The 12,570-nt window shown below is 66.8% G+C and carries 8 protein-coding genes; 6 read left to right on the top strand and 2 right to left on the bottom strand.

Annotated features, from left to right (window positions below; all coding sequences use genetic code 11):
• Positions 1-7: 7 nt before the first annotated feature.
• Together CXQ90_RS16925 and CXQ90_RS16930 are read left to right on the top strand one after the other, a co-directional pair.
• A complete protein-coding gene (locus CXQ90_RS16925) occupies positions 8-1,363 on the top strand; it encodes an MFS transporter (RefSeq protein WP_104140529.1) in 1,356 nt (451 codons plus the stop codon).
• A gap of 117 nt (positions 1,364-1,480) precedes the next feature.
• Positions 1,481-2,314: a triose-phosphate isomerase family protein gene (locus CXQ90_RS16930; protein WP_104140530.1), complete on the top strand. Its 834-nt coding sequence runs from the start codon at positions 1,481-1,483 to the stop codon at positions 2,312-2,314.
• 66 nt (positions 2,315-2,380) lie between these two features.
• Here CXQ90_RS16930 and CXQ90_RS16935 read toward each other — a convergent pair whose 3' ends face one another.
• Complete coding sequence (locus tag CXQ90_RS16935; protein WP_104140531.1) at positions 2,381-2,677, bottom strand: hypothetical protein; 297 nt, start codon at positions 2,675-2,677, stop codon at positions 2,381-2,383.
• Between the two features lie 300 nt (positions 2,678-2,977).
• Here CXQ90_RS16935 and CXQ90_RS16940 point away from each other — a divergent pair, with 300 nt between their 5' ends.
• Positions 2,978-5,572, top strand: a complete 2,595-nt coding sequence (locus tag CXQ90_RS16940) for a Tex family protein (protein WP_258064571.1) — start codon at positions 2,978-2,980, stop codon at positions 5,570-5,572.
• Positions 5,573-5,781: 209 nt separating this feature from the next.
• On the opposite strand, the gene CXQ90_RS16945 is transcribed toward CXQ90_RS16940, so the two are convergent.
• Positions 5,782-8,094: an FdhF/YdeP family oxidoreductase gene (locus CXQ90_RS16945; RefSeq protein WP_104140532.1), complete on the bottom strand. Its 2,313-nt coding sequence runs from the start codon at positions 8,092-8,094 to the stop codon at positions 5,782-5,784.
• 191 nt (positions 8,095-8,285) lie between these two features.
• Between CXQ90_RS16945 and CXQ90_RS16950 the strand changes: the two genes are divergently transcribed.
• From CXQ90_RS16950 to CXQ90_RS16960, 3 genes are all read left to right on the top strand, one after another.
• Positions 8,286-9,680, top strand: coding sequence for an OFA family MFS transporter (locus tag CXQ90_RS16950; protein WP_104140533.1), 1,395 nt, complete (start codon positions 8,286-8,288; stop codon positions 9,678-9,680).
• A 163-nt stretch (positions 9,681-9,843) separates the two neighbouring features.
• Positions 9,844-11,784 (top strand): gamma-glutamyltransferase family protein, encoded by a 1,941-nt coding sequence (locus tag CXQ90_RS16955; RefSeq protein ID WP_104140534.1) that lies wholly within the window; start codon positions 9,844-9,846, stop codon positions 11,782-11,784.
• A gap of 163 nt (positions 11,785-11,947) precedes the next feature.
• Positions 11,948-12,268, top strand: a complete 321-nt coding sequence (locus CXQ90_RS16960) for a hypothetical protein (protein WP_104140535.1) — start codon at positions 11,948-11,950, stop codon at positions 12,266-12,268.
• Positions 12,269-12,570 lie beyond the last annotated feature (302 nt).

Genomic DNA, 12,570 nt, shown 5'->3' on the forward strand with positions numbered 1-12,570 from the left:
AGTTTGAATGACTGTCACAACAACGACGTCCACCACCAAGGAGCTGCTGGACTCGCCGGTCCTCAAATCGGCCATCTCCAAGGCGTCCTTCCGGCTCATGCCGATGCTCGTGATCCTGTACGTGGTGGCCTTCCTGGACCGCACCAACGTGGGCTTCGCCGAGGCAGCCCTGGAGGTGGACAAGGGCATCACCGCCGGTGCGTACGCCCTTGGAGCCGGCATCTTCTTCATCGGCTACGCCCTGTTCGAGATCCCGTCCAACCTGCTGCTGACCAAGTTCGGCGCCAAGGTCTGGCTGGCACGCATCGCCATCACCTGGGGCATCGTCTCGGCCTGCTTCGCCTTCGTCCAGGGCGAAACCTCGTTCATCATCCTGCGGTTCCTGCTGGGTGTGACCGAGGCCGGGCTCTTCCCGGGCGTCATCATGTTCCTCGCCGCCTGGTTCCCGAACAAGGTCCGCGTCAAGATGTTCGCCATCTTCTACCTGGCGCAGCCGTTCTCCCAGATGATGGGCGCCCCGCTGTCCGGCTGGCTGATCAACATCGGTGACCAGGTCCCGGGCGTCCAGGGCTGGCAGGTCATGTTCTTCGTAGAGGGCATGCTGGCCGTGCTCGCCGGTATTGCCGCCTACTTCTTCCTCATCAACAGCCCGCAGGACGCTAAGTTCCTGAACAAGGACGAGAAGAAGGCACTGCTTGACGTCATGGCCCTCGAGGACACCGTCAAGGAAGAAACGGGTCCCCGCGGCGTGCTCGCGGCCATGAAGAACGGCAAGGTCTGGTACTTCACGGGCATCTACTTCTGCCTCCAGATCGCGGTTTACGGCGTGACGTTCTACCTCCCGCAGCAGGTGGCCCAGCTGACCGGCCAGAAGGTGGGCCTCGCCGTCGGCCTCATGGCGGCCATCCCGTGGTTCTTCGGCATCTTCGCCTGCTACTTCATTGGCAAGGCGGCCAACACGGTTGTCCGCCGGCGTGTCTGGGGCACCGGGCTGTTCATCTCCACGGGTCTCTGCATCTTCGGTTCCGCCTGGGCCGGCGCCAACCACGTCCCGGCGCTGGGCATCATCTTCATTTCGCTGGCAGTCTGCAGCTTCCTCTCCATCGGTCCCATCGCCTGGTCCTACCCGACGGCGTTCCTCACCGGAACTGCTGCGGCTGCAGGCATCGGACTCATCAACTCACTCGGTAACCTGGGCGGTTTCGTGGCCCCGATCCTTCGGACCACGGTCAACCAGGTCACCGCATCGGACACCGGAACAATGGGTGTCTACGCGCTCGGCGTGCTGCCGTTCCTCGCAGCAGCCATGATGTTTGGTACCCGGAAGTTCCAGAACAAGGCCGACGAGCTCCTGGAAAAGTAGGCCAGACAACACGCTGACGAAGGTGCCCGATCGGGGTCTCAGCGACCGGGCACCAACGTCAGGTGACGAATGTCAGTCCTAGAATGTCAGTCCAAGAACAAAGCGGCAGGAAACCACATGACACAGCCCGTCCCAGCCAGCACCGCAGGCACCATGTACGTCGGAGTCAGCACCAAGATGTACCTCGGCTACCGGGACAGCCTGCGCTGGCTGGGCGAGCTGCGTCATGAAGTGGATGCCCGTCCGGCCCTCGCGGCCGGCAGGGTGGTCCCCTTCGTCATCCCCTCCTTTCCCGTGCTGCCCGGCGCCAGCAAGATCATTGCCGGCTCGCCCCTGATCCTCGGAGCGCAGAACTGCAGCTGGGCCGACGGCCCGTGGACGGGGGAAGTGTCGCCGTCGCTCCTCGCAGAGCTGGGCGTCCGGCTCGTTGAAATCGGCCACGCCGAACGCCGCCGGCACTTCGGCGAGGACGACGCCATGGTTGCGCTCAAGGTCAAGGCGGCCGACGACGCCGGCGTCACCCCGCTGCTGTGCGTCGGGGAGGAAGCGGCGCCGGCCACGGACGCCGATCCGGCCGACGGTGCCGAAGCCGCCGCCGCGTTTGTGTACGGACAGGTCGAGGCCGCAGTCGGTGGCGACTGGGAGCTCGCGTCCCGGCTGGTCGTCGCCTACGAGCCCGTCTGGGCCATCGGCGCTGCCGAGCCGGCAAGCGCAGGGTACGTGTCCGCCGTCGTCCGTTCCTTGCGGGAGCTGCTGGCCAACCACCCGCTGGACGGCGGCCGCACTTTGCAGGAACTGCCGGTCATCTATGGGGGCTCGGCGAAGCCCGGACTCCTGCCGACGCTCGATGGTGTGTCGGGCCTCTTCCTGGGCCGGTTTGCGCATGACGCCGCGAACTTCGGCAAGGTGCTGGACGAGGCGCTGTCATTGTCGGAGGCTCCAAAACTCTAGGGCCCAAGCGTTAGGCCCCGCGGCCCAGGGATCCCACTGCGCCAGGACCCCACCGCGCCAAGCGCCTCAGAGGAACGCCTCGCGCCCGGTTCCTTCGCTGAGCACCAGCTCCCCGTCCTCGATGGACACGAGCAGGCTGCGCGGCCGGCCGTGAAGCTTCTTTTCGGCGCTGAGGTTGCGGCTGGGGACTTCCACGCCCACGGTGGCGCCTTTCGCGGGCAGTTCCACCGACACTTCCTCGGCCATTCCCAGGAGCGACCGGGTGGTGACGTCGCGGTCGTACCGGGCCTCCTTGCCGTTGACCGTGATGGCGACCTCATCCCCGTTGAAGCCGTCCTGAAGAATGATCAGCAATTCCTGCATGATGCGCCGCCTATGCCGAGGACTTCCGCTGCCTATTGTCACTACACCACTTAAGCCCCGCCGTGGGTAGAGCGCGTTGGTTTTCACGGGGCCTGCCTCCTCCGCACGCTGTCCGCTCGGACTTCCTTCACGGGGTCCCGCCGGCCGGGCTTGTTTTCCCTGCCGGTTGGGCTGTTTCGGTCCGGGTTGGGCCAAGTGAGGCAAAATGTTCTGGTGACCCAATTCCCGCAGCCCCCATCCGTGCCCGCGCCGGCAAAAGCATCCACACCCGCACCCGCTGCTGACCAGGGCGCCGCCCACATTGCGGCCCAGATCGCGTCCGAGCTCGGCGTGAAAGCCTGGCAGGTGAAGGCGGCCGTGGAACTGCTCGACGGCGGATCCACCGTTCCCTTCATCGCCCGGTACCGCAAGGAAGCGACCGGGACGCTTGACGATACGCAGCTCCGCGAGCTCGACGAGCGCCTGCGCTACCTCCGCGAACTGGAGGACCGCCGTCGTGCCGTCCTGGAGGCGATTGCCGCACAGGGAAAGCTGACGCCGGAACTGCAGGCCGCCGTCGTCGGCGCTGACACAAAGTCCAGGCTGGAGGACATCTACCTGCCCTTCAAATCCAAGCGCCGCAACAAGGCGCAGATCGCCCGCGAGGCCGGGCTGGAGCCGCTCGCGGATGCGCTGCTCAAACGCCCCGAGCTGGATCCGGAACGGGAGGCGGCGAAGTACCTGAACTCCGAGCACGCCATCGACGACCCGACCTCCGCCCTCGCCGGCGCGCGGGCCATCATCGTGGAGCGCGTGGCGCAGGATCCCGATCTGGCCGAGACGCTGCGCGAGCGGCTGTGGACGCAGGGGCGGATGGCGTCGCGGGTGAAGAAGGGCAAGGAGACCGAGGGCCAGAAGTTCGCCGACTACTTCGAGTTCTCGCAGTCGCCGTCCGGGATGCCGTCGCACCGCGTTCTGGCGCTGCTGCGCGGCGAGAAGGACGGCGTCCTGGAGCTCGACCTCGCCGAGGCGGACCCGGCCGACGACGACGCCCTCGCCGCCGCACGCGCCCGCTACGAATCCGCCGTGGCCAGGTTCCTCGGGGTTGCCGACCGCGGCCGGCCCGCCGACGCCTGGCTGCTGCAGACCGCGCAGGTGGCGTGGCGCTCAAGGGTGCTTGCCCGGCTGACGGCTGATCTGCGCGGGCGGATGTTCGCCGCCGCGGAGGACGAGGCCGTCCGGGTCTTCGCCGCCAACCTGCGGGACGTGCTGCTGGCCGCACCCGCCGGAAACCGCGCCACGCTGGGCCTGGACCCCGGGCTGCGCACCGGCGTGAAGGTGGCTGTGGTGGACGGGACGGGCAAAGTGGTGGCCACCGATACCGTCTATCCGCACGCACCCGCACGCAAGTGGGACGAAGCCCTCGCGACGCTGGTGCGCCTGGCACGGAATCACGGCGTCGAGCTCGTGGCCATCGGCAACGGCACGGCGTCGCGCGAGACGGACAAGCTCGCGGCCGAACTGCTCAAGCGGCTGTCCGCGGAGGCGGCTGTTGGGACGGGCACTGCGGCGGACTCGGCTGCCGGTCCGGCTGAAAAGCCCCAGAAGCTCGTGGTGTCCGAGGCCGGCGCGTCCGTGTACTCGGCGTCAGCGCTGGCCGCGGCCGAACTGCCGGGCATGGACGTGTCCCTGCGCGGAGCTGTGTCCATTGCCCGGCGGCTGCAGGACCCGCTGGCGGAACTTGTGAAGATCGATCCCAAGTCGATCGGCGTGGGGCAGTACCAGCATGACGTCACTGCCGCCAAGCTGGACCGCAGCCTGGACGCAGTGGTGGAAGACTGCGTGAACGCCGTGGGGGTGGACGTGAACACGGCGTCGCCCGCATTGCTGAGCCGGGTGGCCGGCGTCGGGCCTCTGCTGAGCGAAAACATCGTGGCTTACCGGAACGAACACGGTCCTTTCGCCAAGCGCAGCGAGCTGAAGAAGGTTCCGCGGCTGGGCGCCAAGGCCTTCGAGCAGTGCGCCGGGTTCCTGCGGATCACCGGGGGAGCCGAGCCTCTGGATGCGTCCAGCGTGCACCCGGAGGCGTATTCGGTGGCGCGGAAGATCCTGGCCGCGGCGGGGGCTGCGTCCGCGGCCGCGACGGGGGCTGCGTCAGGCAGGGCCGGTGGGCCGGCCGGAGGCGGACTGCCGCCGGCGGGGCTTGCTGCGGCCGGCGCCCTGAACCCTGAGGATTTCGTGGACGGCACCTTTGGCCTGCCCACGGTCCGCGACATCATCGCTGAACTTGAGAAGCCCGGTCGGGATCCCCGGCCGGCGTTCAAGGCGGCCACCTTCTCCGAAGGCATCGAGAAAATCTCCGACCTCAGGCCCGGCATGGTGCTCGAGGGAACCGTCACCAACGTTGCCGCGTTCGGGGCGTTTGTTGACGTGGGCGTGCACCAGGACGGGCTGGTTCACGTATCCGCGCTCGCCAACCGCTTCGTGTCGGATCCGCGCGAGGTGGTGAAATCCGGCCAGGTGGTGAAAGTGAAGGTGCTCGAGGCGGACCCCGAACGCAAGCGCATCTCCCTCACATTGAGGCTCGACGACGAACCGGCACCTTCCGGCGGCCGCACACCTTCGGGCGGTCGCCAGGATGCCGGTAGCCGCGCTTCTTCCGGGGTCGGCCAGGCCGGCAGCGGGCGCGCATCTTCCGGGGGCCGCCAGGATGCCGGTAGCCGCCAAGCGGGCCGTGGTGGCAGTCCTGCACGGCCGGCCGGCGGCGAAGGCGGTGCCCCCGGCCGCGGCGCACGTCCGGCAAGCAGCAACCACAAAGAGGCAGCGGCACCACAGAAGGCGTCTCCCAAGCAGGCACCGAACCCGGCGAACACCGCGATGGCTGAAGCGCTGCGGAGGGCCGGACTCGCGAAGTAGCGGCTGCGCAGCCACGCCACGCGCCTAAGCGGTGCACGCCTGAGCGCTGGGCAAGCACGCCACAACGGGCCCGGGCCCCGGCGCCGTGAAGCGGCTGCGCAAGCCCACCATGCAACTCCGCCACTCAACAGAAGCGGCCGACGGTATAACCGTCGGCCGCTTAAGTTGGACGTTGCCCCCTCAGTTGGACGTTGCCTTAGGCGACGAGGTCAGCTCAGCTGCCGGACCTGCTCCTCGTGCGGAAGGAACCGCACCGTCATGGCCTTGTAGCCGGGGGTGTTGGACTCGCGGGCCACGAGCTCGCGGTGCACCAGCGCGTTGGCTTCCGGGAAGTAGGCCGCTGCGCACCCGCGGGGAGTGGGGTAGAACACCAGCCGGAACTTGTCCGCCCGGCGTTCCTGCCCCTGGAACGTGCTGATGACGTCAACGAGTTCGCGGTCCTGGAAACCGAGCTCGGCGGCGTCATCCTGGTTGATGAGGATGACGCGCCGGCCGTTCGAGATGCCGCGGTAGCGGTCGTCCTGGCCGTAGAACGTGGTGTTGTACTGGTCGTGGCTGCGGACGGTCTGCAGGATGAGGTGCCCTTCGGGCGCCTTCAGGTACTCCAGCGGGCTTACGGTAAACCGCGCCTGGCCGATGTCCGTGGCAAAGCTTCGGGTGTCCCGCGGCGGGTTCGGGAGAATGAAGCCGTTCTTCGTCCGGAGCCGCTTGTTGAAGTCCTCGAAGCCCGGCAGTACGCGGGAGATGTGGTCGCGGACCACGTCGTAGTCATCCGCCATCGCCTTCCAGTCCACGGCATGGTCCGGGCCCAGTGTGGCTGCGGCCATGCGGGCCACGATTACGGGTTCAGCCAGCAGGTGTTCCGACACGGGGGTCAGCCGGCCCTGGGTGGAGTGCACGCAGGACATCGAATCCTCGACCGAGAGGATCTGGCGGCCGCCGGGATGCTTGTCGTCCGTGTCGGTCCGGCCGAGTGTCGGCAGGATCAGCGAGGTCCGGCCGTGCATCACGTGCGAGCGGTTGGGCTTCGTTGAAATGTGGACGGTCAGCCCGACGCGTTGCATCGAGGCCTCCAGGACCTCGGTGTCCGAGCACGCCAGCGCAAAGTTGCCGCCCATCGAAACGAAGACGTCGACGTCGTCGTTCTCAAAAGCCTCAACAGTCTCCACGGAATCCAGGCCGTGCTCGCGCGGCGAGACGATCCCGAACTCCTGGTCGAGGGCGGCGAGGAGCCATTCCTTGGGTTTTTCCCAGATGCCCATGGTGCGGTCGCCCTGGACGTTGGAGTGGCCGCGGACGGGGCAGGCACCGGCGCCAGGCTTCCCGAAGTTCCCCTGCAGCAGCAGGATGTTGATGATTTCCTTGATGGTGTCCACCGAGTGCGGCTGCTGGGTGAGGCCCAGGGCCCAGCAGATGATGGTCGCCTTGGACTTGACCAGCATCTGGGCAACCGTGGATATCTGCAGCCGGGACAAGCCGGTGGCCGTTTCGATTTCCTCCCAGTCCAACTCCTTGCGGGCCGCGCGGTACGCCTCGAAGCCTTCGGTGTTCGTGGTGATGAACTCGCGGTCGACGACGGAGCCGGGGACCCGCTCTTCCTCTTCGAGCAGGAGGTGCCCGAGGGCCTGGAACAATGCGAGGTCGCCGCCTACCTTGATGGGCAGGAACTCGTCAGCCAGCGAGGAACCGTTGCCGATGACGCCGAAGACCGACTGCGGGTCCTTGAAATTGAAGAGACCGGCTTCCGGCAGCGGGTTTACGGCGACGATCTTGCCGCCGTTGCTCTTGCAGTCGGCCAGCGCGGAAAGCATCCTCGGGTGGTTGGTTCCCGGGTTCTGCCCCACAACGAAAATCAGTTCGGCCTTGTGGATGTCCTCCAGGGACACGGTTCCCTTGCCGATCCCGATGGTCGGGTTCAGGGCGCTGCCCGATGATTCGTGGCACATGTTGGAGCAGTCCGGCAGGTTGTTGGTGCCGATAGAGCGGGCGAACAGCTGGTACATAAACGCTGTTTCGTTGGCGGTCCGGCCGGAGGTGTAGAAGACCGTGCGCTCCGGGGTGCTGGCGCGGATGTGCTCGCCGATGAGGTCGAAGGCTTCCTGCCACGCGATGGGGGAGTAGTGGGTGTCACCGGGGCGGATGACCATCGGGTGCGTGATGCGCCCTTGGTTTCCCAGCCAGTACTCCGTTTTGGTGGCCAATTCCGCGATGGAGTGCTCCGCCCAGAATTCGGGGGTTACGGTGCGGAGTGTGTTTTCTTCGGCAACTGCCTTGGCGCCGTTCTCGCAAAACTCCGCCGGCTTGCGGGTTCCTTGCGACTCCGGCCAGGCACAGCCCGGGCAGTCCGTGCCATCACGCTGGTTCAGGCGCAGCAGGGACTGCATGGTCCGGGTGACGCCCGCCTGGGCGATCCCGCGTTCGAGCGCGACCTCGACCGCCTTCAGCCCGGCGGCTGATTTCTTGGGTTTTCCGACCAGCAGGTCATCTTCATTGATGTCATCGACAGGAGCTCCACGTTTCATTAGTTCATCCTGACCGGTAGCCGAAGCGAAATCGAGCTTATTCCGCGATTTGAGTGTCCGGAAGCCGCGCCGGAACCGTTCATCGCTGAATTGGGACCGTTCGGCGCAAAACTAAAGCCACCAACTGAGAGATGACTCATGCTTGCCAAGGGGTAAGCGCATTCGCGACGGAGCGGCAGAAGGAGACACACATGGGCTGGCTGGACAGGGACCGAAGCATCGCCCCGCCGGGGTTCAACCGCTGGCTTGTTCCCCCTGCCGCGCTGGCAGTGCATCTGTGCATCGGCCAGGCATATGCAACCAGCGTCTACAAGACCGCCTTGGTGAAGCACTTCGGGGCCAGCCTGACGGAGATCGGCGTGATCTTCTCCATCGCCATCGTGATGCTTGGACTCTCGGCGGCCGTCATGGGGACGTGGGTGGACCGGAACGGGCCGCGCAAAGCCATGTTCGCGTCCGCCCTGTTCTGGTCCAGCGGCTTCCTGATCGGGTCGCTCGGCATCTTCACCGGCCAGCTCTGGCTGGTCTACCTCGGCTACGGTTTCATCGGCGGCATCGGGCTGGGCATCGGTTACATCTCGCCGGTGTCCACCCTGATCAAGTGGTTCCCGGACCGCCCCGGGCTGGCCACCGGCATGGCCATCATGGGCTTCGGCGGCGGCGCCCTGATCGCCAGCCCGGTCTCCACTGCCCTTCTCAAGTTCTACGACCCCGCTTCTTCGGACAAGGGGTGGATTGCCAGCGGGGACGCTGTGGGCAAACTCTTCCTTACGCTGGCCGTCATCTACCTTGCCTACATGCTGTTCGGGGCGTTCACCATCAAGGTGCCTGCCGAGGGGTGGAAGCCGGCTGGGTTCGATCCCGCCAAGGTCACGGCGGCCAAGCTGGTGACCACGAACAACGTGTCCGCAGCCAATGCCGTCAAGACCCGGCAGTTCTGGCTGGTGTGGATTGTGCTGTTCTGCAACGTCACCGCCGGCATCGGAATCCTCGAGCAGGCCGCCCCGATGATCCAGGATTTCTTCCGCCAGTCCGACGGCGCGTCCCTGGTGAGTGCCGCCGTCGCAAGCGGTTTTGTGGGGCTGCTGTCCATTGGCAACATGGGTGGCCGTTTCGCGTGGTCGGCCACGTCCGACGTGACGGGGCGCAAGCGCATCTACATGGTCTACCTCGGCGTCGGAGCGGGGCTGTACACCGTGCTGGCGCTGGCGGGCAGCGGCAGCACAGCACTGTACGTGGCCCTCGCGTTCGTGATCATCTCCTTCTACGGCGGCGGCTTCGCCACCGTCCCGGCGTACCTGCGTGATCTCTTCGGAACGTTCCAGGTGGGAGCCATCCACGGGCGGCTCCTGACGGCCTGGTCTGCAGCGGGTATTGCCGGTCCGCTGATCGTCAATGCGTTCTTGGACGCCCAGGGAAAGCCGGGGGAGCTGACGGCGGCGTCCTATCAGCCGGCGCTGCTGACGATGGTGGGCCTGCTGGTGGTCGGCTTTCTGGCCAACCTGATGGTCAAACCCGTGGACGGCCGCTTCCACGAACCGCGCCCGGACGTCATCCGGTCCGCAGAACCCGCAATGGAGGCTTGAAATGAGCTCGGTAAAGCTGGCAGTCGGCTGGTCAATAGTCGGCATCCCTCTTGCCTACGGGGTCATACAAACGCTGACGCGCGTGGCCGCGCTGTTTGGCTGAGCCCGACTTCCCCTGCGCGGGGTCCCGCACTGGGCGGGGCGGCGCGCCTACAGTAGCCCCATGAGTTTCACGCGGCCGGATCCATTCACCACCCGTCCAACCCTGCAAGGCACGTTCGGCATGGCCGCCTCCACGCACTGGCTCGCAACGGCCACTGCCCAGGCGGTGCTGGAACGTGGCGGCAACGCCTTCGACGCAGCAACGGCGGCCGCGTTCGTCCTGCACGTCGTGGAGCCGCACCTCAACGGGCCGGGCGGGGACATGACGGGCGTGTTCACCACGGCCGAGGATCCGGGAAGGCCCGTCATCCTGATGGGGCAGGGCCCGGCTCCCGCGGGCGCCACCGTGCAGCACTTCCGTGCGGAGGGGCTGGACTTGGTTCCCGGCTCCGGTGCGCTCGCCGCCGCGGTACCCGGCGCCGTCGACGCCTGGCTTTTGCTTTTGCGGGACCACGGAACGTGGGAGCTGGCGGAAGTGCTGGACTTCGCGATCGGGTATGCACGGGACGGGCACCCGGCTTTGGCGCGGGTTGGAAGCACCATCTCAGCGGTTGCCGGCCTGTTCCGGGAGCACTGGCCAACGTCCGCTGAGTTGTGGATGCCCGGCGGACGGATTCCGGAGGAGGGCGAACTGATCCGGAATCCGGCCCATGCCCGAAGCCTCCAGAAGCTGGTGCAGTCAGGGGCGGGCATCGGTGAGGCGGTCAGCAGCGCGGCGCACACGCGGGAAGCCCGCATCGACGCCGCCCGACGCGAATGGGGTGAGGGCTTCGTGGCTCGCGCCATGGCCAAGGCAGTGCAGACACCGCACCGCCACTCGTCCGGCACAGATCACCGTGGCGTCCTGACCATGGCGGACATGGCAGGCTTCCGTGCGTCCTACGAGGATGCGGCCACGCTGGAATTCCGCGGCCACACCATCGCCAAGACAGGGCCATGGGGGCAGGGGCCGGCCCTGCTGCAGACCCTCGCCATACTGGGCGGCTTCGACGACGACCGCCTGGACCCGTCGACGGAACTCGGCGCTCACACCATTCTTGAGGCGCAGAAGCTCGCGCTCGCGGACCGCGAGGCGTACTACGGCGACGCGGACGTTCCGCTGGACTACCTGCTGTCGGCCGAATACGCCGCTTCGCGCCGCGAGCTGATCGCCGAGAGCGCCTCCCACGACTTCCGGCCAGGCAGGGTGCACGGCCGGGAGCCGTTCATGCCCGCGTTGCGCACCGAATATGTGCCGCCGGCGCTCGCCGGTGACGACGGCGGGTCAGGCCTTTCCAGTGGTGTGGTTGCTGGCATGGCTGGTGTTGGCGAGCCGACGCTCGGCGAACCCACACCCGGTTATCCCACGCTCGGCGAACCCACACCCGGTTATCCCACGCTCGGCGAACCCACGGTGGAGGCGACAGGTGAGACGCGCGGCGATACCTGCCACCTCGACGTCGTGGACCGCTGGGGCAACATGGTCTCGGCCACGCCGTCCGGCGGTTGGCTGCAGTCGTCGCCGGCGATACCGGAGCTGGGCTTCTGCCTCGGAACCCGCCTGCAGATGACCTGGCTCGACGAGGGAACGCCGTCCACTCTTACACCGGGCAAGCGGCCACGGACTACGCTGACACCGACACTCGTGCTGCGCAACGGCGTTGCCGTGACGGCCCTTGGCTCGCCGGGCGGAGACCAGCAGGATCAGTGGCAGCTCCTGTACCTGCTCCGGACGATCGTTGGCGGATACACGCCGCAGCAAGCAATCGACGCCCCGGCGTTCCATACGACGTCGATGCCCGGCTCGTTCTGGCCCCGCACGTGGGAGCCGGGCGGCGCCGTCGTCGAGGACCGGCTGGGTGACGACGTGATAGCTGGACTCGAGCGCAGGGGGCACCGGATCACCCGGGCGGGTGACTGGGCGCTGGGCCGGCTCTCCGCCGTCGTCCGCGATCCTGTAACGGGCGTGCTGCAGGCAGCCGCAAATCCCCGCGGTGCACAAGGATACGCGGCAGGGCGATAGACACCGGAGGCACGGTGCCGGCCGGGGTGACCCGGCCCAATGTGTTGCGGGCGACCAGGCCGGCTCATGGCTTTGGCTGGTGTGCGTTTGGCTGGTGGCGATACTTAGGCCCCGCGGGCGCGGCGGGGTTTCGGGCATGCGGCCTTTCTGGAAGGCTGGCAGCATGACTTATTTCCTGGAGTACACGGTTCCCGCTGCCCCCGACAACGCCGAATTCGAGTTTCCGCACGATGAGATCCAGACCGGGACCACCATCCCATTGTCAGAAACGGACGCCGAAATGGTCCACACCACTGAACTTCCGGCGCGCACGGGAATCATCGGCGCGACGGTCCCTGAGGCGAAGCTCGAAGCAGAGCAGCTCATCATGCACAGCCGCGCCACTGAGGCGACGCTGTACGCGGATCCGTCCAACTCACTGCAGGCCGGTGTCGGAAACGTCGTGGCAAGATTCGAAAAAGGCCTCGGCTGGCAGGACGCCTGAGCGTCGCGATGCACTGAGAACTTCTCCGCAGCGCCGGGACTCCTTAAATGGGTCCGGGCGCTGCGTTGATTAAGGCGCTGCGACGATTCAATGGCGAGGGTCAATGCCTGAACCGTGGGCCTTGCAGACGTGTGCCCACGCTGGCCGCTTACGAGCTGTGTGCGCTGCCTTGCGTTTCCCGGGCCGGCTGGTCAGGTTCGGAGTTGGTGGTTTCTCCGGGGTTTTTGGCGGGGGTCGATGTGGGGTGGCGGGATGAACCAGGGGATGCCTGATCGCATGTGGATGGTCCATTGTTCTTTGTG

The organism is Arthrobacter sp. ZGTC131, assembly GCF_002929275.1.
Taxonomy (GTDB): Bacteria; Actinomycetota; Actinomycetes; order Actinomycetales; family Micrococcaceae; genus Arthrobacter.

What these genes read in the sequence shown, in the direction of transcription:
- CXQ90_RS16925 (WP_104140529.1), top strand. Translation starts at nt 8, where the DNA reads ATGACTGTCACAACAACGACGTCCACCACCAAGGAGCTGCTGGACTCG.
- CXQ90_RS16955 (WP_104140534.1), top strand. Translation starts at nt 9,844, where the DNA reads ATGAGTTTCACGCGGCCGGATCCATTCACCACCCGTCCAACCCTGCAA.
- CXQ90_RS16950 (WP_104140533.1), top strand. Translation starts at nt 8,286, where the DNA reads ATGGGCTGGCTGGACAGGGACCGAAGCATCGCCCCGCCGGGGTTCAAC.
- CXQ90_RS16945 (WP_104140532.1), bottom strand. Translation starts at nt 8,094, where the DNA reads ATGAAACGTGGAGCTCCTGTCGATGACATCAATGAAGATGACCTGCTG.
- CXQ90_RS16930 (WP_104140530.1), top strand. Translation starts at nt 1,481, where the DNA reads ATGACACAGCCCGTCCCAGCCAGCACCGCAGGCACCATGTACGTCGGA.
- CXQ90_RS16935 (WP_104140531.1), bottom strand. Translation starts at nt 2,677, where the DNA reads ATGCAGGAATTGCTGATCATTCTTCAGGACGGCTTCAACGGGGATGAG.
- CXQ90_RS16960 (WP_104140535.1), top strand. Translation starts at nt 11,948, where the DNA reads ATGACTTATTTCCTGGAGTACACGGTTCCCGCTGCCCCCGACAACGCC.